Here is a 21,943-nt window from a genome sequence, read left to right as displayed (position 1 = left end):
TCCGGCCGCGGCAGGGAGGTCCGCGACGGCCGGGGCGGCGTGTCTTGCGGTCGGGCGCCATGGCGGCAAGTCGCCCGTCTAGTCCTGCATGATCCGGCCGCGGCAGATCAGCGACAGCCCGGTCGGGGCATAGCTGACCTCGGCGGTGCCGAGGAACTCCTCGGCCAGCACCCGTTCGATCATCACCGAGCCAAAGCCGGTCCGGGCCGGTTCGCGCACCGGCGGCCCGCCACGTTCGCGCCAGCAGAAGGTGAAGCCGTCCTCGGCCTCGCGCTGCCACTCGATCTCGATCACGCCGAAGTCCGACGACAGCGCGCCGTATTTGCGGGCATTGGTGGTCAGCTCGTGCAGCGCCATAGACAGCGCCTTGAACTGCCGCGGGATCAGCCGGATGTCGGGGCCGTCGGTGATCAGGGTCTGGCTGTCGCCGATCTGCGCCTCGACCCGGCCGATGACCTCGAGAATGCTGGCATCCTTCCAGTAGTTCAGGGTCAGCACGTCATGCGAGGCGGAAAAGCTCTGCAGCCGGTCGATCAGCTTGGTCCGCTCTTCGGGTGCGCTGCGGATGGTCTGGCGCACCAACCCGCTGACCACGGAAAAGACGTTGCGGATCCGGTGGTTGAGCTCGCTGACAAGCAGGTTCAGCCGGCGCTCGGCGCGCACCCGGGCGGTGATGTCGCGCAGGATCAGGGAATAGTCCGGCGCCGCGAGGGGGTCTTCGTGGCGCGGGATGCGGTCGACCGAGATGTTGTAGTGCAGATCGTCGCAGCTGGCCTCGAAGCGGACCGTCGCGCCGCTGGCGTCGATATCGCGCACCGCTTTGGCGAACCAGTCGGGGGTTTCGGTGTCGAGCCTGAGGACCCGGTCGACCGCGAGATCGGGGGGCGCGTTCGACGCGATGCCAAGCAACTCCGCGGCGGCGGCGTTGTGTCGGGTGATCCGGCCCTCGGCGCTGCAGCGCAGGATGCCGACGGTGGCGCTGCGGACGATGGCGGCCAGCTCCTCGGCCTCGGCGCGGGCCATGCGCAGGTCATGCTCGAAGCGCAGCCGCTCGGTGGCGTCGAAGAACACGATGTCGACCCGGCGCGCGTCGCCCTCGCCGCGCTGTACCGCGTTCATCAGCACCGGCAGGGACCGGTCGCTGCCGGCGATCCGCAGCTTGCACGAGATCTCGCGGGCAAAGCCCTGCAGCTGGATCATCGGCGCGATCTGGGTCTGGTAGTAGAAGTGGCTGGCGTGGGTCAGCAGCTCCTTGAGCCCGGTCGCATCGGCCAGCGAGCCCTGCTCGCGGTTGAGCCAGCGCTCGAGCGTCGAATTGGCATAGCGGATGCGTTCGCGCCGGTCGATCACAAGGAACCCGCAGGGCGCGTCTTGCAGCAATGTCGCGGCGAGTGGTTCGGGCGGCGGCTTGCTGGGATTATCCGATCCGCTCAAGAAAGCCCCGCAGTTCAGTGGTCGTCGCGTCGGGCTCGGTCATGTGCGGACAATGGCCGGTGGCCTCGATGGTGCGCAGCTCGGCCCGGGCCATGTGATCGGCCAGCCAGTGCCCCACCGCCTTTGGCGCCAGCGTATCGTCGGTCACCTGCAGCACCAGGGCAGGGTGGGCGACCCGGCCCATCTCGGCGCGCTGGTCGGCGGTAAAGGTGACGCGGCCGAAATGCTTGGCGATGGCGGGATCGGTGCGGCAGAAGCTTTGGGTCAGGTCGGTGGTGGCGGCGCCGTCCTGGGGCTGGCCCGAGATGATCGGCGTGACATGCGCGGTCCAGCCGAGGTAATTCTCATCCATCACCTCGATCAGCCCGTCGATGTCCTCGCGGCCGAATCCGCCGACGTAGGTGTCGTCATTGACGAAACAGGGCGAGGGCGCGACCAGCGCCAGCGCGCTCACCTTCTCGGGCATCTGCAGCGCCGCAAGGCAGGCGATGGTGGCACCGACCGAATGGCCGACCAGCACCGCGTCGGTGATCTCCAGCTCGGTCAGGATGGCACAGAGATCCTCGGCATGGCCATCAAGCGTCGCGTAGCGGGTGAAATCATAGGCAGTATTGTCGGACCGGCCCATGCCGACGAGGTCGTACAACACGACCCTGTGGCTGTCGACAAACCCCGGCGCCACAAAGCGCCACATGGTCTGATCGCAGCCATAGCCATGCACAAAGACCAGCGTCGGTTTGCCGGTTCCCGTCACCGTCACGTTGCACTTGTCGATGATTGACAAATCTGCATCCTCCTGCGCCTGCCGTGTTGGTATCACTATACGGAAAAACCGCCAATGAAAGAGTTGTTTGGCACTTTCTGCGAGCAGGGCGCACTGGGGTAACCCTCAGCCCGGTTCTGAGCCCGGCGACCGGCCCCGTCCCGCCGGCTGGAATGCGCAAGTGGGGCGCCGCCGAACCGGCAATTCGGCCGGAATGGCGCGGTGAATGCGTATCATCATACCGTCATAAACGACCCATCGGCCTTAACCGGGTGTTAAATCGAATCAATTCGCGCCAGCGCGCTCATCGTTCAGTTGTAACCAGTGGCCCCGGAATCAGGTGATTGGAGACAAATCGCCAACAATCGCTGCCTTAGTTATTGCCGGGTTATCAGGGGGCTGAGGGAAAATCCGCCGATCGTCAGGCCCCGTCGAAGACCCCTGAGAGCCAGTGGTTCCAGACGTCGCAACCCTTAATAAATGGTTAATTTCCCATGAAACAAGGGGATTCCGGCCTTGGCCCGCTGAGCTCCGCTGGCGGCTTTGCCCTGATCCTGGTGCCAATCAGGGCAGTTTCCGGCAGAGAGACGATCTGTTTTTCAAACAATTTCTTCTTTGTTTGAAGCACCTCTCGCCATAATCTCAATCCTGCCCACTGGGGGGTAAAACTGCTGGCCACGGGGGCGGCCGCTAAACAGTCAGACGTCTGAATGACGGACGAGGTCAGTCGAACCGCTGTGTCAGCCGTTCGGCCGAAGGCGCCCGGCAGGTTACTGCCGGAGCAAGGGTCCCGTCTGTCCTGCGGAGCGTCTGGCAATTTCAACAGCGGCGTGATCCGGGCGTTTCAGTCTGCACGGTGAACCGAGCGTTTAAAGGTAAAGGGGGCGCGATGCCTGAGACCAGACAGACAAGTGGTGACACCCACCCGCCGTCTTGGCGGACCATCTTCGGCATCCGCGAAGCGATGATGCAGATCGAAACATATTGTAACAGCATTGACAAAGGGAGGCGTTCCTAACGTGCCCGTACAAGAGAACAACAACACCCCGCCCACCACTCAGCTCAGCGGCGATGACGGTGGTCCCACCGACGGTCTCGACGGAATCGTCGAAGGCACCTCTGGCGACGATACCATCGATGCCAGCTACACCGGCGACCCTGAGGGCGATCGTGTCGATTTCAGCGACAATATCTTCTCTGACGATCCGGCGGATTCCGAGGACGACATCATCGAAGCCTATGAGGGCGACGATTCCGTCCTGGCCGGCGACGGTGACGATCAGGTCGACGGCGGCGCCGGTGGCGACACCCTGCGCAGCGGCGACGGCAATGACACCATCGACGGCGGCGAAGGCGACGACGAGCTCGACATGGGCGGCTTCGACGCGGCGATCGACGTGCCGACCTTCCCCGGCGTGCCGGTGGATGCCGACCCCGAGAACGACCGCGACATGGCGATCGGCGGCGCAGGTGACGACACCATCACCACCGGCGACGACCGCGACACCATCTTCGGTGGCGAGGGCAACGACCGGATCGAAGGCGGCATCGACAACGATTATGTCGAAGGCGGCGACGGCGACGATTCCATCACCGACGCTCAGGGCGCCGACACCATCGACGGTGGCGCCGGCAATGACACCATCATCGCCGGGATCGACACCTTCTCGGACTATGTCGGTGACGACCCGAACCTGCCAATCGGCGACATCCTGTCGGACCCCAACACCGATGACGGCCGCGATTCCGTAGACGGCGGCGAAGGCCACGATTCCATCGCCACCGGCGACGACTCCGACACCATCTTTGGCGGCACCGGCAACGACACCATCGACGGCGGCATCGACGACGACTCGATCGACGGCTGGGAAGGCGACGACAGCATCATCGGCGGTCATGGCTCGGATTTCATCCTCGGCTATGACGGCGACGACAGCATCGACGCCAGTTCGCAGACCAGCGGCATGCTCTACTCCAACGAGCCCGACGCCACCGATCCGGTGCCCGACAACGACCGCGACTTTGTCGACGGCGAAGCGGGCAACGACACCATCTTCGGCGGCGACGACGACGACACTCTGGTCGGCGGCGAAGGCGACGACTCGCTCGACGGCGGCATCGACGATGACCTGCTCGAAGGCGGCGAGGGTGTCGATACCGTGCTCGGCGGTGACGGTCGCGACACCATCATCGGCTCCAACGTCGGTGACAGCGTCGACGGCGGCTCCGGTCCGGCCGGCGATCGTGATGACGGTCTGCCCAACGACTATGACACGCTCGATCTGACCGGCTCGGCCCCGGCGGGTGGCACGCTCAGCGTCACCTATACCTCGGACGACCGCGAGGACGGGTTTGTCGAGTATTTCGACGACACCGGCGCGCTGCTCGGCACCTCGACCTTCGAGGATATCGAGAACGTGATCCCCTGCTTTACCCCCGGCACGACCATCGCCACACCCACCGGCGAGCGTCTGATCGAGGATCTGCGCGAGGGCGACCGGGTCATCACCCGCGACAACGGCCTGCAGGAAATCCGTTGGATCGGCACCACCGAGCTGACCGGGCACAAGCTGGCGCGTGCGCCGCATCTGCGCCCGATCCTGATCCAGGCCGGCAGCCTCGGCCCCAACCTGCCCGAGCAGGACATCCTGGTCAGCCCGCAGCACCGCATCCTGATGACCGGTGACAAGGCGCAGCTGTTCTTCGAGGAGCGCGAGGTCCTGGCCGCGGCCAAGCACCTGACCGATCTCGACGGCGTCGACGAAGTGGGCACCCTGGGTGTCACCTACATCCACTTCATGTTCGACCAGCACGAGGTGGTCCTGTCGAACGGGGCCTGGACAGAAAGCTTCCAGCCCGGCGATCAGACCATGGGCAGCATGGGTGCCAAGCCCAAGGCGGAGATCTTCGAACTCTTCCCCGAGCTGCAGACCGCCGAAGGCCTGCAGGACTACACCTCGGCCCGGCGCTCGCTAAAGAAGCACGAAGCCAAGCTACTGGTCCGCTAAAACACGAATATGCAGCGAACGGGCGCCCCTGTCTCAGGGGCGCCTGTCTATCATGGCCAGAGGCGGTCGGACCGCCTCTGGCCGCTGCCGCTGGGCGCCCGGTCGGCCACAGATCCGCCATCTTTGCCGCAGCGCAGAAAGCACCGCCCGCCGACGGCCGGCAAGTCGCAGCTGCACCGGCCATCTGGCTGCTAGAATTTATCTAAATATATGAAAGACTTGTTCTGGCTAGGGCCCTGCTGGTCTCGGCTCTCCGAGCGGCATGCCATCCGCTTTGCATCCGGTCTCCCTACCGCTCCGGTTCCATGGTCTTACCCGCAAGAGACCACATGGCTGACCCATTGTTTCGCCAGATATGGGCCCGAGCCCCGGTCTGACAGGGCGGATATCTGGTGAGCCGGGGGGAACAGGGAATGAGGCATGACACGCACCGCAGCGCAGACAGGCGCCCGCGGATGAACGGCGCCACTCCGGTCGGGGAGATGCGACATGGCTAATCTCATTTTTAACGGCACGTTCGAGAGTGACAGCGTCGACGCACCCGATCAGACGCCTTCCGGCTGGACCAAGACCGAGGGCACGCCCGACCAGCAGACCGATGGCGGCTATGAATGGTCCGGCAGCTGGATGCCCGACGATCTCGATGCGGCCGAGGGCAGCGGCTATGCCACGCTGTTCACCACGGAGGCCTATAACGAGGGGATGACCACCACGCTCGGCGTGCCGTTGCAGGCCGGCGAGACCTACAGCTTTACCTTCGACTACTACGTCAACGACTCGGACGGGACCACCAACCAGCCGGGCGCGACCAACCTGATCGTGAGCATCGGCGCTCAGAAGATCACCATCCCGATCGACAGCACGGGTGCCACCTTGCCCTATTGGCAAGAGCTCACCTTTACCTTCACCGCCACCGAGATGACCTCGGAATTCACTATCGCCACCGACAGCGATCCCGGTGCGCAGAGCATGACCGGCATCGCGCTCGACAACCTGACGCTTGATGTGGCGCCCGATTACATCGTCGAGGGCACCGTCGGCAATGACAGCATCGACGCGCACTATCCTGGCGATCCGCAAAACGACCGCATCGACGGCAACGACCACTCCGATGGCAGCGACGCCGATTATGTCGAGGCCGGCGCCGGCGATGACACCGTCGCCTCCGGTGCGGGCGATGACACGATCTGGGGCGGCAGCGGCAATGACCAGCTTTCTGGCGATGACGGCAGTGACCTGATCCGCGGCGGGCAGGGGCAGGACACGCTCCACGGCGGCGCGGGTGACGACACGCTTTATGGCGGCACCGAACGCGACAGCCTGCACGGCGGCATCGGCAGTGACTCGCTGCATGGCGGCGACCAGAATGACACGCTGCACGGCGAGGCCGGAGAGGACTCGCTCGACGGCGGCGATGGCGACGATCTGATGACCGGCGGGACAGAGGATGACTCGCTCTATGGCAACACCGGCAATGACAGCCTGCACGGCGGCGCCGGCGACGACTATCTGCGCGGCTCCTTTGGCGAGGACGAGCTGCACGGCGGCACCGGCGACGACTATCTCTGGAGCGGCTACAACGACGACACCATCGTCATCGAGGACAATTTCGGCAACGACACCATCGACGGCGATGCCATCGACGAGACCCTTGGTGACACGCTTGACCTGACCGCCGTCACTACCGGGCTGACCCTTGACCTGACCGATGCCAACCCCGAGAACGGCAGCTTCTCTGACGGTACCTCGACCGCCAGTTTCATCGATATCGAGAACATCCTCTTGGGCAGTGGCAATGACACGCTGACCCTGGCCGACCTTGGCGGCGCGAATATCGTTCAGGGCTTTGCCGGGCCCACTGTCGCGGAGGACGGCACGCTCATCGGCAATGACCAGCTCGACGTGCGCGGGCTCACCTCTGACGGCGGCACCACGCCGATCACCACCGGCGATGTGGTGGTAAGCGACGACGGGGCCGGCAACGCGGTGCTCACCTTTCCCGGCGGCGAGAGCCTGACGCTTGTGGGGATCGCGCCCGCCACGGCCGAGGACCCGGCGTTTCTGGTGGCGATCGGCATCCCCTCGAACCTTGTGGTCGACGGCACCGCCGCGGGCGAGATGATGGACACCACCTTCGCGGACGCCGAGGGCGACCGGATCGACGGCAGCGACGGGCCGGAGGACACCATCCTCGGCCATGCCGGCAATGACACGATCAGCGGCGGCGCGGGCAATGACAGGATTGACGGCGGCGCCGATGACGACCTGATCGACGGCGGCGCCGGCGCGGATGTGATCCGCGGTGGCGACGGCGCCGACACGATCCATGGCGACCGCGGCGACCGGATCGATGGCGGATCGGGCGGCACCGACAACGACACGCTGGTGATCACCGGCCCGGCGGTGATCTCCTATGAGGCGGACGACCCCGAGAGCGGCACCGTCACCTGGCTCGACGATGGCTCAACGATGCAGTTTCGGGAAGTAGAGAATATCGAGTATATTCCATGCTTTACGCCGGGAAGCTTGATCATGACATCAAGTGGGGAGGTGCCGGTCGAAACGCTGTGTGTCGGCGACCGTGTGCTGACCCGCGACAATGGCCACCAGGTGATCCGCTGGGTCGGCGTGCGCCAGGTGGCGCCGGAGCGTCTGGCCCTCACGCCGGCGCTGCGTCCGATCCGCATCGCGGCCGGCGCGCTGGGTGCCGAGTGCCCGGAACGCGACATGCAGGTCTCTCCGCAGCACCGGGTGCTGATTGGCAGCACTGCGACGCAAGTCTGGTTCGGCGAGGATGAGGTGCTGGTGGCGGCGACCCATCTGACCTGTCTCGACGGGGTCGAAGTGGCGGGGCCAGAGACGCCGGTGACCTATATCCACATCCTGTTCGACCAGCATGAGGTGATTCTGAGCGACGGGCTCTGGAGCGAAAGCTTCCAGCCCGGCGACCTGACCCTGGCGGCGCTTGACCGGGCGCAGCGTGACGAGTTGCTCGCCCTGTTTCCAGAGCTTTCGGGGCGGTCAGACTTGCATCAGCTCTATCCCGCCGCCCGCGCGACGCTCAAGGCGCACCAGGCCCGGGTTCTGTTTCGCGGCTAGCGCGCCAGGCGGCCCAGGCCTCTGGCGTATCCAGATCGAGCCGCGCCCGCGTGCCGGGCAGCGCCACCAGCCGCAGGCGGTCCCGATGCGCCTGCAGGATGGCGCGTGCGCCGGTGTCACCACTCAGATGGCGGAACGCCTCGAACAGCGCGCGGCGGAACAGGATCGGGTGGCCCGGCGTGCCATCCTCGGTCGTGGCCTGCACGATCAGCGCCTCTGGCCGGGCGTCCCCGGCGGCGATCAGGCTCAGCAGATCGGCGCTGCGGATGTCGGGCATGTCGGGCGGCAGGATCAGCGCCGCCTCGGTGCCCTCTGGCAGAGAGGCGACGGCGGCGCGCAGCGAGGCGGCCATGCCCTCGGCGGCCCCGGGCACCACCACCCGCTGCACCGGCGTTTCAGCCAAGGCCAGCGCGCGCGGGTGATCGGGGCCGGGCAGGGTGACCAGCACCGACAGCCCGGCCGCCAGCCCGCGCAGCGCCATGGTGCGCAGGCAGGGCTGGCCGTCGACCTCTTCGAGCAACTTGTCGGCGCCGCGCATCCGGCTGGAGCGGCCGGCGGCTGGCAGGATCAGGACAGGACGCATCGGTGACCTTTCGCAGGATTTCCGCCAGACTAGGGGGGCGCGAGGGGGCGTCCAAGCGCTTTGCCGCGTTTTCGACCAAGGTCCGGGCCTTGCGGGTGATCCGGGGCGGGCCGGGCCGCGTATCAACTCGTAAAGGGGGCTCACGTGACAACACTTCTCTGGTTTCGCCGCGACTTGCGGCTCAGCGATCATTCGGCCCTGACCGCGGCCTGCAAACACGGTCCGGTGGTGCCGGTCTTCATCCGCGACGCAGGGCTGGATGCGCTCGGCACTGCGCCGAAGTGGCGGCTGGGCCTCTCCGTCGCGGCGCTGGCCGAGACGCTCGACGCGGCCGGCAGCCGGCTGATCCTGCGCTCCGGCGCTCCGGCCGAGGTCCTGTCGGCGCTTGCGCGCGAGACCGGGGCCACGCGCATCCATTGCGTGCGGGCCTACCACCCGGAGGAGCCCTCACTTGACTTCGAGCTTTGCGAAAGTTTCACCGCGCAAGATATTGTTTTTGAAACATTTGATGGCCGAGTTCTTTTTGAGCCAGACTCCGTCGAAACCAAGTCCGGCGGGCCGTACAAGGTGTTCTCTCCCTACTGGAAATCGGTCAAAAGCCGCGATATAGCTGCACCGCTTAAGGTGCCGTCTGAGATACCCACGCCAGCGGATTGGCCAGACACGGAAAACCTTGACGACTGGGCGCTCGGCCGGGGGATGCAGCGCGGCGCGGAGGTTGTGCTTGGCCACACAAGCCCCGGCGAGACAGCGGCGCAGGACCGGCTGGCGGCGTTCATCGACGACGCCGTGGCCGACTATCACAAGCGCCGCGATCTGCCGGCGGTCGATGGCACCTCGGGGATGTCGGAATACCTGACATACGGCGAGATCAGCCCACGGCAGTGCTGGCACGCCGGGCTGCGGGCGCGTGAAGAGGGCAAGCGCGGGGCCGAGGATTTCCTGCGCGAGCTGGGCTGGCGCGAGTTCGCCTATCACCTGATGGTGCACATGCCGCGGCTGCTGACCGGCAACTGGCGCGAGAAATGGGACGGGTTTCCCTGGAAGGACGACGAGCGCGCCGCCGAGATCAAGGCCTGGAAACAGGGCCGCACCGGCATCCCGCTGGTCGATGCCGGGATGCGCGAGATGTATGTCACCGGGCGGATGCACAATCGGGTGCGGATGATCACCGCCTCCTATCTCACCAAGCACTTGCTGACCGACTGGAAGGTGGGGCTGCGCTGGTTCGAGGACTGCCTCACCGACTGGGACCCGGCGTCGAACGCCATGGGCTGGCAATGGGTTGCAGGCTCCGGCCCCGATGCCTCGCCCTATTTCCGCGTCTTCAACCCCGAAACCCAGCGCGAGAAGTTCGACCCCGACGGCGCCTACGTCAACCGCTGGATCGCCGAGGGGCAATCCGACCCGCCAGACACCGCGCTGGCCTATTTCGAGGCGATCCCCAAGCGCTGGAACATGTCGCCGGACGATCCGTATCCCGAGCCTGTGGTGGCGCTCGACGAAGGCCGGCAGCGGGCGCTTGACGCCTATAGCAACCGGAGCTTCTGAACCGCGGCTTGCCAGATGGTCAATTCCGCGCCTAATCTCTTCATATAACAGGGAAGTCATGCGTCATGCATCTCACCTCGACACGGGGGCAGAGCGATCTGCCGCGGTATTTCAGCCAGGTCTTTGCCGCCGCCTGCGACATGCAGCACGGCCGGCTCGATTTCGTTCTGCCGGATGGTCGCCGGTTTCGCGCCGAGGGCCGGGCGCCCGGCCCGGTGGCCGAACTGGTCATCCACAACACCGACATCTTTGCCAGGCTGATCCGCGAGGGCGATCTGGGGTTCTGCGACGCCTATCTCGATCAGTGGTGGGACAGCCCCGACCTGATGGCCTTTCTCGACCTGGTGCATGCCGACAATGACGACCTTTATGACGGCTTTCCCGGCATGTCGCTGGTGCGCGCCTACGAGCGGCTGCGGTTCTGGCTCAACAGCAATTCGCGGCGGCAGGCGCGCAGGAATATCTCGTATCACTACGATCTGGGGAATGACTTCTACGGTCTCTGGCTTGATGACACGATGACCTATTCCTCGGCGCTGTTCGACACCGGGCAGGAGAGCCTCGAGAAGGCGCAGATCGCGAAGTATGCTTCGATGGTCGATCAGATGGGGGTGGCACCGGGCGACCATGTGCTCGAGATCGGCTGCGGCTGGGGCGGGTTTGCGGAATATGCCGCCCGCGAGCGGGGGCTGAAGGTGACCGGGCTGACCATCAGCCGCGCGCAGTACGATTATGCGCAGGCGCGGATCGCGCGCGCCGGTCTGGGCGACCGGGTGGAGTTCAAGCTGCAGGACTACCGTGACGAGCGCGGGCTTTACGACGGCATCGCCAGCATCGAGATGTTCGAGGCGGTGGGCGAGAAATACTGGCCGGTCTATTTCGACACGGTCCGCGAGCGGCTGCGGCCGGGGCGCAACGCGACGCTGCAGATCATCACCGTGCAGGACAAGCGCTGGGAGGTTTATCGCCGGGGCGTCGACTTCATCCAGAAGTACATCTTTCCCGGCGGCATGCTGCCCTCGCGCAAGGCGCTCCTGGCCGAGATCGAGCAGGCCGGTCTCGGGGTCTTGCGCTCGGTCGAGTTCGGCGAGAGCTACAGCCAGACCCTGCGGCGCTGGCACGACGTGTTCAATGCGCGCTGGGACGAGGTGGCGGCGCTGGGCTTTGACGACCGCTTCCGTCGGATGTGGAACTTTTATCTCACCTCTTGCGCCGCGACCTTTCACAGCGGTAACTGCGACGTAACGCAGATTACCGTTCGGAGGCCCGCCGCCTGATGCCCACCATCCCCAAGCTCGTCGCCGCGATCACGCTCTCGGTTCTGGCCTTTGTCGTCTCGAAGATGGTCATGGACCTGATGCCCGAAGCGACGGATTTCGGGATTTTCCTGCCGCTCAACATGGCGATCGGCTTTTTCACCGGCTGGTTCTACACCGGGCCGCTGGCCACCCACAAGCTGGCGGATGCGCTGAGCTTCGGCTTCACCGGCGCGGCGATCATGACCTTCGTCGCGCTGTTTGCGCAATCGGCCAACGAGATGACGCGGCTGGCGATGCGGCACCGTTACGGTGGCCCGGTCGATGCGCTGGTCTCGATCTTCGACATCGGCGTCGACTACGGCCAGCAGGCGCTGAGCCTCGAGGTGCTGTTCACGCTCTCGGTGGGCGGTTTCCTGGCCGGGCTGTTTGCCTATCTCGCCTCGCTGCGCTGGAGCTGAGCCGGTGGCCGATCTGTTCGTCTATGGCACCCTGTGTCACCTGCCGCTGTTGGAGCGGGTGCTGGGCCGTCCGGCCGTAAAGATCGCGCGGCGCGCGGCAGACCTGCCGGGATGGGCGGTTTACTGGGCGCAGGGAGAGAGCTTTCCCACCATCCGGGCCGAGGCCGGGGGCCGCGCTAAGGGGCTGATCCTGCGCGACCTGGGCGAGGCGGACATGGCGCGGCTCGATCATTACGAGGGCGGGTTCGGCTATGCGTTGCAGCCGCTGGCGGTGGAGACAGCCGACGGCGCGGCCGAGGCGCTGGTCTATCTGCCAGAGGGTGACCGTTGGCCACCTGGCGCGCCTTGGCATCTCGGCGACTGGGTGGCGCGCTACGGGCCGTTGACCCTGGCGGCGGCGGATGAAGTGATGGAGCGCTTCGGCCTCACCGCGCCGCAGGAGATCGCGGCGCTGTTTCCCTGGATCCGGGCGCGCGGCTGGGCGCAGTGCCTGGCACAGGAGGCGGCGCCGACCACCCTGCGCTGCGCGCCGGAGCCCGACGACTACCGGATCGAGGCGATGCGGCCGGGGCACGAGGGTTTTTTTCGCCTGCGCGCCTTCGACATCTCGCACCGCCGGTTCGACGGCAGCCGCAGCGCGACCCTGGGCCGAGAGGCGTTTCAGGCCTATGACGCGGCGCTGGTGCTGCCCTACGACCCGGTTTCCGACCAGCTGATGCTGGTCGAGCAGTTCCGCTTTGGCCCGGTCTGGCGACGCGATCCGGTGGCTTGGATGCTCGAGCCGATTGCCGGGCTGGTCGATGCCGGCGAACGCCCGGCCGACTGCGCCCGGCGCGAGGCGGTCGAGGAGGCGGGGCTCGAACTGGGCGACCTGCGACTGATGACCCGGGTCTATGCCTCGCCGGGCTATTCCAGCGAGTTCTTTCATTGTTACCTCGGGCTCTGCGATCTGTCCGAGACGCGGGGCCGGCTGGCCGGGCTGGCGCATGAGAACGAGGACATCCGCAGCCATGTGATCTCTTTCGAGCGGGCGATGGCGTTGGTCGACAGCGGCGAGGCCAATGCCGGGCCGCTGGCGATGATGCTGCTCTGGCTCGCACGCCATCGTGAGGAACTGCGCCGCGCCGCTCTGCCAGCGCGCCCTTGAGTTCACGCCGCGCCGGGCATACACAACCAGAAATCCTGAAGGAGAGCGGACATCATGCGCATTGCATCCGATCTGGCCGACGCCGTTGGCAAAACCCCCCTGATCAAGCTGCGGAAAGCCAGCGAGGAAACCGGCTGCACCATCCTCGGCAAGGCAGAGTTCATGAACCCCGGCCAGTCGGTCAAGGACCGCGCCGCGCTCTACATCATCCGCGACGCGGTCGAGAAGGGCCTTTTGAAGCCTGGTGGCACCATCGTCGAAGGCACCGCAGGCAACACCGGCATCGGCCTGGCGCTGGTCGGCGCCTCGATGGGGTTCAAGACGGTGATCGTCATTCCCGAGACCCAGTCCCAGGAAAAGAAGGACATGATCCGGTTGGCCGGTGCCGAGCTGGTGCAGGTGCCCGCCGCACCCTATCGCAACCCCAACAACTACGTGCGCTACTCGGGCCGGCTGGCGGAAAAGATGAACGAGAGCTCCGACAAGGGGGTGATCTGGGCCAACCAGTTCGACAATGTCGCCAACCGTCAGGCGCATGTCGAGACCACCGGTCCGGAGATCTGGGAGCAGACCGGCGGCAAGGTCGACGGCTTCGTCTGTGCGGTGGGCTCGGGCGGCACGATCGCCGGCGTCGCCGAGGCGCTGCAGCCCAAAGGGGTCAAGATCGGCCTCGCCGATCCCGACGGCGCGACGCTGCACAACTTCTACAACCACGGCGAACACAAGGCCGAGGGCGGCTCGATCACCGAGGGCATCGGTCAGGGACGGATCACCGCCAACCTCGAAGGCTTCACCCCGGATTTCAGCTACAACATTCCGGATGCGGAAGCGCTGCCGATCGTCTTTGACCTGCTCAAGTACGAGGGGCTCTGCCTTGGCGGCTCGTCCGGCATCAACGTCGCCGGCGCGATCCGGCTGGCCAGGGAGATGGGGCCGGGACACACCATCGTCACCGTGCTCTGCGACTATGGCACCCGCTACCAGTCCAAGCTCTTCAACCCCGAGTTCCTGCGCGACAAGGGCCTGCCCACGCCCGACTGGCTGAGCCGCGCGCCGGCCTCGATCCCAGGTGTCTTCGAGGACAATTGATGCGTCTTACAGCTCTGTTGCCGGCCCTGCTGCTGGCGCTCTTCGCGGTCTTTGCCGCGCCGGGCGGCGACCTGCGGGCACAGGACATCTCGGTCGGCACCGTCGAGCCCGATCTGCAGGTCGGACTGTCGCTTGCCGCGAGCGACACACCGGTCGACTACGAGGCCTGGACCGGTCTGGCCGAACGCGCCGAGGCGGCGCTGGCCAACGGCCGCGCCTCCGACAGCGCCTTCGAGACGCTGCGGCGCGAACTGGCGGGCTGGCGCGCCCGGTTCCTTGCAGCGCAGGACACCAACCAGTCGCGCATCCGTACCATCCAGTCGCAGCTCGACGCGCTCGGCGAGGCGCCGCCGGAGGGCGAGACCGAGTCCGAAGAGGTCGCCGGCCGCCGTCAGGAGCTGACCGACCAGCTGGCCGAACTGCGCGCGCCGATCCGGGCGGCGGAAGAGGCCTATAACCGCGCCGACGGGATCATCGGCGAGATCGACACGCTGATCCGTGCCCGCCAGACCGACGCGCTGTTCGCGCTCGGGCCGATCCCGCTTCTGCCGGAAAACTGGGCGACGGCCGTCGAAGAACTGGTCGAGGCCTGGCGTGCCACCAGCAGCGAAATCCTGCGGTCGTGGAACTCCGACATCAATCAGGCGCAGCTGCGCAGCAACCTGCCGATGGCGCTGCTGCTTCTGGTGGTGGGCACGGTTCTGGTGCTGCGCGGCCGCGCCTGGGCGCGCACCGGAGGCAACTGGCTGCGCAACAATTCGCTGCGCGGCGGCGCGGTGTTCAGCTTTCTGGTCTCGGTGGGCCAGATCGCCCTGCCGCTGATCGGCCTTTACGCGCTGACCGAAGCGGTCTCGGCCACCGGCACAACGGGCACGCGGGTGACCCTGCTGCTCGAGAACCTGCCGGCTTGGGGGCTGGTGATCCTCGGGCTGCGCTGGCTGGTCGACCGGCTGTTCTCGCAGCACGACGGCGACCGCATGCTGCCGATGGAGCGCTCTCAGCGCCGCGAGGCCAAGGCCTATGCCGGCACCCTGGCGATCCTGCTGGTGCTGCGCGACACGCTTCATGAATTCGGCCAGATCGAGAGCTTCTCAGAGGCCACGCTCTCGGTGCTCGAATTTCCGCTGCTGGTGCTGACAGCGCTGATCCTGTTCCGCCTTGGCCAGCTAATGATCACCCACATCCGGTTCGACAGTTCCAACACCGAACGGCTGGTCCGGGCCCGGGTGGTGAGCTTTCTCGGCCGCATTGTCATTCTGGTGTCGATCGTCGGCCCGGTGCTGGCGGCCGCCGGCTATGGCACCGCCGCCGCGCGGCTGATCTTTCCGACCATCGCGACGCTGGGGCTGCTTGGCCTGATCGTCGTGCTGCAGCGCTTTACCAACGACCTTTACCGCTACGTGATGCGCCAGTCCGAGGATGAGGCCGACAGCCTGATCACCGTGCTGATCGGCTTTCTGCTGGCGCTGGCGGCGCTGCCGTTTCTGGCGTTGCTCTGGGGCGCGCGGACGGCCGATCTGACCGAGCTCTGGACCCGGGTGGGCGAGGGGTTCGCGATTGGCGAGAGCCGGATCTCGCCGATGGATTTCCTCGTGCTGCTGCTGGTCTTTGTCGCCGGCTACATGGCGACGCGGCTGCTGCAGGGCGCTCTGAGGAACTCGATCCTGCCGAAGACCAAGATCGACACCGGCGGACAGAACGCCATCGTCTCTGGCATCGGCTACGTCGGGATCTTCATCGCCGCGCTGGTGGCGATCACCTCGGCGGGGCTGGATCTCTCGTCGCTGGCCATTGTCGCCGGTGCGCTGTCTGTCGGCATCGGCTTCGGCCTTCAGAACATCGTGTCGAACTTCGTCTCGGGCATCATCCTGCTGATCGAACGGCCGATTGCCGAGGGCGACTGGATCGAGGTCGGCGGCATCCACGGTACCGTCAAGCGGATCTCGGTGCGCTCGACCAAGCTCGAGACTTTCGACCGGTTCGACGTGATCATCCCGAACGCCGATTTCGTCTCTGGCCGGGTGGCGAACTACACCCGCGGCAATTCCATCGGCCGGATCGTCGTGCCGGTGGGGGTGGCCTATGGCTCCGACACCCGCAAGGTGCAGGACATGCTTCTCAAGATCGCGCGCCTGCACGACCAGGTGCTGATGAACCCGGCGCCGGCGGTGGATTTCCTCGGTTTCGGGGCGGATTCGCTCGACTTCCAGATCCGCGCCGTGCTGCGTGACATCGGCGAAGGCATGGCCGTGCGCACCGAGATGCGCCATCAGATCGTCGAGCTCTTTGTTAAGGAGCGCATCGAGATCCCCTATGCCCAGCGCGACGTCTGGCTGCGCAACCCCGAAGCGCTGCGCCCGCCCGAGCCGCAGGCCCCGCGCCCCGAGGCCAGCGACAGCGCCGCCGCGGAACCCATCGCCAGCAGCCAGCGCGAACCCTCGCCCGGCGACGGCAGCACCGCCGTCACCGGCGACCCCGAGGGCGACCGATGACCCGGCTGCTGTTTCGCGAGGACCCCTATCTGCGCGAAGCCCGCGCGCAGGTGACAGGCCACACCCCCGAGGGCGGCATCATCCTCGACCGGACGGTGTTTTATCCCACCGGCGGCGGCCAGCCCGGCGACAGCGGCCTGCTGGTCTGGGACGGGGTCGAGATGCCGATTGCCACCACCGTCAAGGGCGCGGGCACACAGGTGGTTCTGGTGCCCGCCGAGCCACGGCCGCTGCCGGCGCGCGGCGCGCATGTGACGCAGCATCTCGACTGGGAGCGCCGGCATCGCCACATGCGGGTGCATACCGCGCTGCACCTGCTGTCGGTGGTGGTGCCGCTGCCGGTGACCGGCGGCGCGATCAGCTCTGACAAGGGGCGGCTGGACTTCGACATGCCCGAGGCCCCGGCCGACCGCGACATCATCGAGGAGGCGCTGCAGCTCCTGATCGAACGCGACCTGCCGGTGACCGAGACCTGGGTCTCTGACGCGGTGCTCGAGGCGACGCCGGAGCTGGTCAAGACCATGTCGGTCAAGCCGCCCCGCGGCCAGGGCCAGGTGCGTCTGGTGCGGATCGGGCAGGGCGGCGACCAGGTCGATCTACAGCCCTGCGGCGGCACCCATGTCGCCCGCACCGGCGAGATCGGCGCCATCCGTCTGGGCAAGATCGAGAAGAAGGGCCGGCAGAACCGGCGTCTGAACGTGATCCTCGACAGCTGACCTGGCGGATTTGGAGTTTTCCGCCCACGGCCCTGCATTTGCTCTTGAATCCCGGTCAGGGTCGGGGCTAAACACCCGCGCACGGACAGTTGGCCGAGTGGTCGAAGGCGCACGCCTGGAAAGTGTGTAGGCGGGAGACCGTCTCGAGGGTTCGAATCCCTCACTGTCCGCCACTTGCCCTTGCGAAAGCCTTCTCCCGATCCGGCTGCGGCCGGATTTTTTCGTTGTTTTCGAGGGTTATGCGGGCGGGGCTGACCACCGGTGCCGACGCCAAGTGGCCCGGAAGCTGTCTCTCAGGGCCACTATTCTCCGGACCTCTCGACCGCGCAATTTCGGTGCAAAGCCTGTAAGTGCATGGATAGAAAGGGATACTTTACGGCCGCAGTTCGGCACTTCGATCTTGGGACCATTCGCGAGAAGGGTCATAAATCGAACCGGTGCCAGCTCCAGGGGGACCGTCGTCGCCTCAGCTCCCGGTAAGCTGAGGAACGGGTAGTTCGTTCAGCTCCCGCCGGGCTTCTGGCCAACTCGGATAATGCTCAGAAAGCAGAGCAAAGAACCGGGGGCTGTGCGTCGGCTGATCCTGCTGCTGGTCGTCTTCGGCCGGTCGATCCTGATGCTCTATCTCTGCCGCTTTCGGCTCGGGACCGGCGGGGGGGAGGCAAACAGGCACGCAGCCAGTATTCTGACCGGGGGTCGAAGGCCCCTAGGCGGTACAGGAGGATAGGAGGGTAGGATATGGCACCGCGTGGTCCGAAGACACTCCCGACGAACCTCAAGGTCGTGACCGGCACGGTCCGCCCGCACCGCCTCAATCCGGACGAGCCCAGGCCTGAGCCAGTGGCTCCGGACGCACCGGACCATCTCACAGATGTCGCGCGAGCCGAGTGGGACCGTATCGTCACGGAACTCACAGCACTCGGACTGCTGACACGCCTCGACCGCGGTTCGCTGGCTGCCTATTGCCAGGCTTGGGGCCGCTGGCGCACGGCCGAAGAGGCCTTGGCGCGTATGGCCGGCCGTGACAGCGCCACGGAGGGGCTGATGATCCGGACGAAGTCGGGTAACTTTATTCAGAACCCGCTGGTCGGGACCGCCAACAAGGCGATGGCGGACATGCTCCGCTACGCGGCCGAGTTCGGCATGACGCCTTCGGCCCGTTCCCGCATCCGCACCTCGGGCCACGAAATCGGCCCGGACGATCCGGCGGCGGAATTCTTCTGAGCCTGGCAACGAAATGAGATCTGCGCGTAGGGCGAAACTCGTTGCCGAGGCCGACCGGCGATATCTTTAGCAACATGAATTAGGAGGCGGCAGGCAACGACCACGGCCTGTCGCTGCAGGCCCGCATCGTGTCCGAGGCGCTAGTCGGCCTCTTTGGCGATAAAGCCGCGCCCGACGTTCGCGGCCCGCGATCCGCGCTCCGTGGTGGGTTGCATACGAGTGGTGCGCCGCAACAGGATGCAAACCGCCGTCCGCATGATCACCACCAGCGTCATGCCGGCGCTGCTCGCGGGCATCGCCATCAAGCTCAAGATCTTCGGCGGCAGCCCGTAGCCGCTCGCCATCCCTGTTCATCAGCCCGCACTGACCCGCCCTCGAGGCGGGTTTTTTCGTTTCCGGAGGATCCCCATGAGCACGACGTTCTACGACCATTGGCGCAAGGCGCCGGAGGGTGCCTGGCGCTGGCCGAACTTCAGCCCGGCCGAAATCGCCTGCCGGGGCACCGGCAAGCTGCTCGTCAACGAACCCGCGCTCGACAAGCTGCAGGCGCTGCGCGACCGGCTTGGCAAGCCGCTGATCGTCCGCTCGGCCTACCGCAGCCGGGAGCACAACCGCGCCGTGGGCGGCGCGACCCGGTCGAAGCACATGGACGGCGCCGCCTTCGACATCGCCATGTCAAACCACGACCCGGTGGCGTTCGAGGCGGCGGCGCGCGCGGTCGGGTTCCTCGGCTTCGGGTTCTACCCGCGATCGGGGTTCATCCATATCGACCTCGGCCCCGCGCGTCAGTGGGGCGAGCGGTTCCCGGTTCGGGAGACCGCATTCGCAGCCGAGACGCCGCCCGCGCGCGAAGTGCTGGCCGACAGCCGCACCATGAAGGGTGGAGGGGCGGCGGGTGTCGCGACGTTGGGCGCGGCAGGGGTGGAGGTCGCGCAGAGCGTCCTGGCCGAGACCCAGACCGCCATCCTGCCGCTCGTGCCGTATCTCGACACCCTTCGGTGGGTGTTCATCGCCGTCGCCCTCGGGGGCATCGCAGTCACGATCTACGCCCGCCTCGATGATTGGCGCCGGGGGCGGCGGTGATCGGCATCTTGCTCAGCGGGTTCGCCGCCAGTCCGTGGATGCGGTCGGCGCTGCACTACGGAGCCATCGCGCTGGCAGTGCTCCTGTTCCTGCTTTCGCTTCGGCGCTCCGGGGAGCGGGCGGGACGCCTCGCCGAGCGCCTTGAAACCACGGAGAAGGCCAATGACGTCCAACGCCGGATGCTGGAAGCGGCGGCTCGCCGTCCTCGCGATCACCACGAGCTTGCTGAGCGGCTGCGCGACGGTTCGTTCTGAGGACGACAGGCTCGCGACGTGCCTGCCCGTGGTCGAGTATGGCCGGGAGTTCCAGGCGCGGGCGGCCGAGGAACTGGCTTTGCTGCCAGATGGCTCTGCGATCTCGGAGATGTTGAGCGACTATGCAGTGATGCGAGACCAGGCGCGAGGTTGCATTCGCTAACTCGCGGCTTCTCAATCAAATACGCATGTCGCGCATTCTCTCCGGAAATTCTTCATCGTCGTTTCTGGCGAGCCAGAGGCTTTCCGACGAAGCAAGTCGCCGTGTATCCCTCTGCCATCTGGCTCCGTCTTCAGTGATAGGTAATCACTTGGACCGCTACCTATTTTTTCTTGTGCTCGCCAAGATTGGTCAAGGCTTTGCCCTTCGTGAATTCGGCTGTCGCAACGACCTTTTCCTTCACCTTCTTGGGCTTCTTCGCTTCACGGTTGCCGCGTTGCTTGTCACCTTTGGACAATTTGATTCCTCCTGATCCTGAGTTTTTCTGACGCAGTGATCGGCATTTGTTTCCATCACCACCGTGGATTGGTGTACCGGGGCAACTGCCCGCGGGACGCCGCCGTTCACATCATTCCGCCCATTCCACCCATGTCGGACAATTCGCTTCCGGCACCGGCCTTCTCGGGCCTCTGCGCGACCATAGCTTCGGTCGTGATCAATAGCCCGGCAATGGACGCGGCGTTTTCGAGTGCGATCCGAACGACTTTCGTCGGATCGATGACACCGGCCTTCAGCATGTCGCCGTATTCTTCGGCCTGTGCGTCGAAACCGAAGCTCGGGCTGTCGTTCTCGATCACCTTTCCGACGACAACCGATCCGTCGACCCCGGCATTTTCGGCGATCTGGCGCAGCGGTGCCTGGATCGCGCGGCGGACGATCTTGATGCCGGCATCCTGATCGTTGTTCTCACCCTTCAGCGTCGCCAGCACCTTGCCAGCGTGAACCAGGGCCACGCCGCCACCGGGCACGACACCTTCCTGAACCGCAGCGCGGGTAGCATTCAGCGCATCGTCCACGCGGTCCTTGCGCTCCTTCACCTCGATTTCGGTTGCTCCGCCGACCCGGATCACGGCAATGCCGCCGGCGAGCTTGGCCAGCCGTTCCTGCAGCTTTTCCTTGTCGTAGTCCGACGTGGTCTCCTCGATCTGCGCCCGGATCTGGGTGACGCGCGCCGCGATGGCGTCCTTATCGCCGGCACCGTCGATGATCGTCGTGTCATCCTTGGTGATCGCGACCTTTTTGGCGGACCCGAGCATGTCCATGGTGACATTCTCCAGCTTGGTGCCCATTTCTGCGGAAATCACCTGACCGCCAGTTAGCACAGCAATGTCTTCCATCATCGCCTTGCGACGGTCTCCGAAGCCGGGCGCCTTGACGGCCGCGACCTTCAGCCCGCCGCGCAGCTTGTTGACGACCAGCGTTGCCAAGGCCTCGCCCTCGATGTCCTCGGCCACGATCAACAGCTGCTTGTCGGCCTGAATCACAGCCTCCAGCAGCGGCACCATGGATGCCAGCGAGGTCAGTTTCTTCTCGTGAAGCAGGATGGCGCAGTCATCCAGCTCGACGACCATCTTCTGAGCGTTCGTGATGAAGTAGGGGCTCAGATAGCCGCGGTCGAACTGCATGCCCTCGACCACTTCGGTTTCGGTCTCCAGCCCCTTGTTTTCCTCGACGGTGATCACGCCCTCATTGCCGACCTTGGCCATCGCATCGGCGATCTGACGGCCGATCGCGACCTCTCCGTTCGCCGAAATGGCGCCGACCTTCGCGATCTCGTCGCTG

Annotated in this window: 18 protein-coding genes and 1 tRNA gene; 13 read left to right on the top strand and 6 right to left on the bottom strand. The window is 65.9% G+C overall.

The window, feature by feature from the left end:
• Window positions 1-78: 78 nt before the first annotated feature.
• Together VOI27_RS22015 and VOI27_RS22010 are read right to left on the bottom strand one after the other, a co-directional pair.
• Window positions 79-1,434, bottom strand: a complete 1,356-nt coding sequence (locus VOI27_RS22015) for an HWE histidine kinase domain-containing protein (protein ID WP_323768618.1) — start codon at window positions 1,432-1,434, stop codon at window positions 79-81.
• The gene (locus VOI27_RS22010) at window positions 1,418-2,218 is read right to left on the bottom strand and encodes an alpha/beta hydrolase (RefSeq protein WP_323768616.1); all 801 of its coding nucleotides are present in this window, start codon (window positions 2,216-2,218) and stop codon (window positions 1,418-1,420) included. The genes VOI27_RS22015 and VOI27_RS22010 overlap by 17 nt, the downstream gene beginning before the upstream one ends.
• Window positions 2,219-3,216: 998 nt before the next feature.
• On the opposite strand from VOI27_RS22010, the gene VOI27_RS22005 reads away from it, so the two are divergent.
• Window positions 3,217-5,205, top strand: coding sequence for a Hint domain-containing protein (locus VOI27_RS22005; protein ID WP_323768614.1), 1,989 nt, complete (start codon window positions 3,217-3,219; stop codon window positions 5,203-5,205).
• A gap of 489 nt (window positions 5,206-5,694) precedes the next feature.
• The gene (locus VOI27_RS22000; RefSeq protein WP_323768612.1) at window positions 5,695-8,304 is read left to right on the top strand and encodes a Hint domain-containing protein; all 2,610 of its coding nucleotides are present in this window, start codon (window positions 5,695-5,697) and stop codon (window positions 8,302-8,304) included.
• On the opposite strand, the gene VOI27_RS21995 is transcribed toward VOI27_RS22000, so the two are convergent.
• The gene (locus VOI27_RS21995) at window positions 8,267-8,887 is read right to left on the bottom strand and encodes a nucleotidyltransferase family protein (protein ID WP_323768610.1); all 621 of its coding nucleotides are present in this window, start codon (window positions 8,885-8,887) and stop codon (window positions 8,267-8,269) included. The two genes, VOI27_RS22000 and VOI27_RS21995, sit on opposite strands and share 38 nt — an antisense overlap.
• Window positions 8,888-9,031: 144 nt before the next feature.
• Between VOI27_RS21995 and VOI27_RS21990 the strand changes: the two genes are divergently transcribed.
• The 9 genes from VOI27_RS21990 (at window position 9,032) to VOI27_RS21950 (ending at window position 18,823) form a co-directional block, all read left to right on the top strand.
• Window positions 9,032-10,438, top strand: a complete 1,407-nt coding sequence (locus VOI27_RS21990; RefSeq protein ID WP_323768608.1) for a deoxyribodipyrimidine photo-lyase — start codon at window positions 9,032-9,034, stop codon at window positions 10,436-10,438.
• Window positions 10,439-10,503: 65 nt separating this feature from the next.
• Window positions 10,504-11,715: a cyclopropane-fatty-acyl-phospholipid synthase family protein gene (locus VOI27_RS21985; protein WP_323768606.1), complete on the top strand. Its 1,212-nt coding sequence runs from the start codon at window positions 10,504-10,506 to the stop codon at window positions 11,713-11,715.
• A complete protein-coding gene (locus VOI27_RS21980) occupies window positions 11,715-12,155 on the top strand; it encodes a TrgA family protein (RefSeq protein ID WP_323768605.1) in 441 nt (146 codons plus the stop codon). The genes VOI27_RS21985 and VOI27_RS21980 overlap by 1 nt, the downstream gene beginning before the upstream one ends.
• A 4-nt stretch (window positions 12,156-12,159) precedes the next feature.
• Window positions 12,160-13,302, top strand: coding sequence for a gamma-glutamylcyclotransferase (locus tag VOI27_RS21975; RefSeq protein WP_323768603.1), 1,143 nt, complete (start codon window positions 12,160-12,162; stop codon window positions 13,300-13,302).
• 54 nt (window positions 13,303-13,356) lie between these two features.
• Window positions 13,357-14,391, top strand: coding sequence for a cysteine synthase A (locus VOI27_RS21970; RefSeq protein WP_323768601.1), 1,035 nt, complete (start codon window positions 13,357-13,359; stop codon window positions 14,389-14,391).
• Window positions 14,391-16,883 carry a DUF3772 domain-containing protein gene (locus tag VOI27_RS21965; protein ID WP_323768600.1) on the top strand — a complete coding sequence of 831 codons (2,493 nt, stop codon included), beginning with the start codon at window positions 14,391-14,393 and terminating at the stop codon, window positions 16,881-16,883. The genes VOI27_RS21970 and VOI27_RS21965 overlap by 1 nt, the downstream gene beginning before the upstream one ends.
• Window positions 16,880-17,599: an alanyl-tRNA editing protein gene (locus tag VOI27_RS21960; RefSeq protein WP_323768598.1), complete on the top strand. Its 720-nt coding sequence runs from the start codon at window positions 16,880-16,882 to the stop codon at window positions 17,597-17,599. The genes VOI27_RS21965 and VOI27_RS21960 overlap by 4 nt, the downstream gene beginning before the upstream one ends.
• 83 nt (window positions 17,600-17,682) lie before the next feature.
• Window positions 17,683-17,772: transfer RNA gene (locus VOI27_RS21955), tRNA-Ser, on the top strand.
• A 565-nt stretch (window positions 17,773-18,337) separates the two neighbouring features.
• The gene (locus tag VOI27_RS21950) at window positions 18,338-18,823 is read left to right on the top strand and encodes a phage terminase small subunit P27 family (protein WP_323768596.1); all 486 of its coding nucleotides are present in this window, start codon (window positions 18,338-18,340) and stop codon (window positions 18,821-18,823) included.
• Between the two features lie 140 nt (window positions 18,824-18,963).
• Here the strand turns inward: VOI27_RS21950 and VOI27_RS21945 are convergent, their stop codons facing one another.
• A complete protein-coding gene (locus VOI27_RS21945; protein WP_323768593.1) occupies window positions 18,964-19,167 on the bottom strand; it encodes a hypothetical protein in 204 nt (67 codons plus the stop codon).
• Between the two features lie 64 nt (window positions 19,168-19,231).
• Between VOI27_RS21945 and VOI27_RS21940 the strand changes: the two genes are divergently transcribed.
• A complete protein-coding gene (locus VOI27_RS21940) occupies window positions 19,232-19,906 on the top strand; it encodes a YcbK family protein (protein ID WP_323768591.1) in 675 nt (224 codons plus the stop codon).
• A complete protein-coding gene (locus VOI27_RS21935) occupies window positions 19,903-20,160 on the top strand; it encodes a hypothetical protein (RefSeq protein ID WP_323768589.1) in 258 nt (85 codons plus the stop codon). The genes VOI27_RS21940 and VOI27_RS21935 overlap by 4 nt, the downstream gene beginning before the upstream one ends.
• Window positions 20,161-20,483: 323 nt before the next feature.
• On the opposite strand, the gene VOI27_RS21930 is transcribed toward VOI27_RS21935, so the two are convergent.
• On the bottom strand, window positions 20,484-20,618 hold the full coding sequence (locus VOI27_RS21930; RefSeq protein WP_323768587.1) for a hypothetical protein: 135 nt from the start codon (window positions 20,616-20,618) through the stop codon (window positions 20,484-20,486).
• 106 nt (window positions 20,619-20,724) lie between these two features.
• Window positions 20,725-21,943 (bottom strand): chaperonin GroEL (gene groL, locus VOI27_RS21925; RefSeq protein WP_323768585.1); only part of this gene is annotated, 1,219 nt, incomplete at its 5' end.

Source organism: Marinovum sp. (assembly GCF_034669705.1).
In the GTDB taxonomy this organism is placed as follows: Bacteria; Pseudomonadota; Alphaproteobacteria; order Rhodobacterales; family Rhodobacteraceae; genus Marinovum.
The sequence above is the reverse complement of the archived record's forward strand: the minus strand, read 5'-3'. Positions and strand labels throughout refer to the sequence as shown.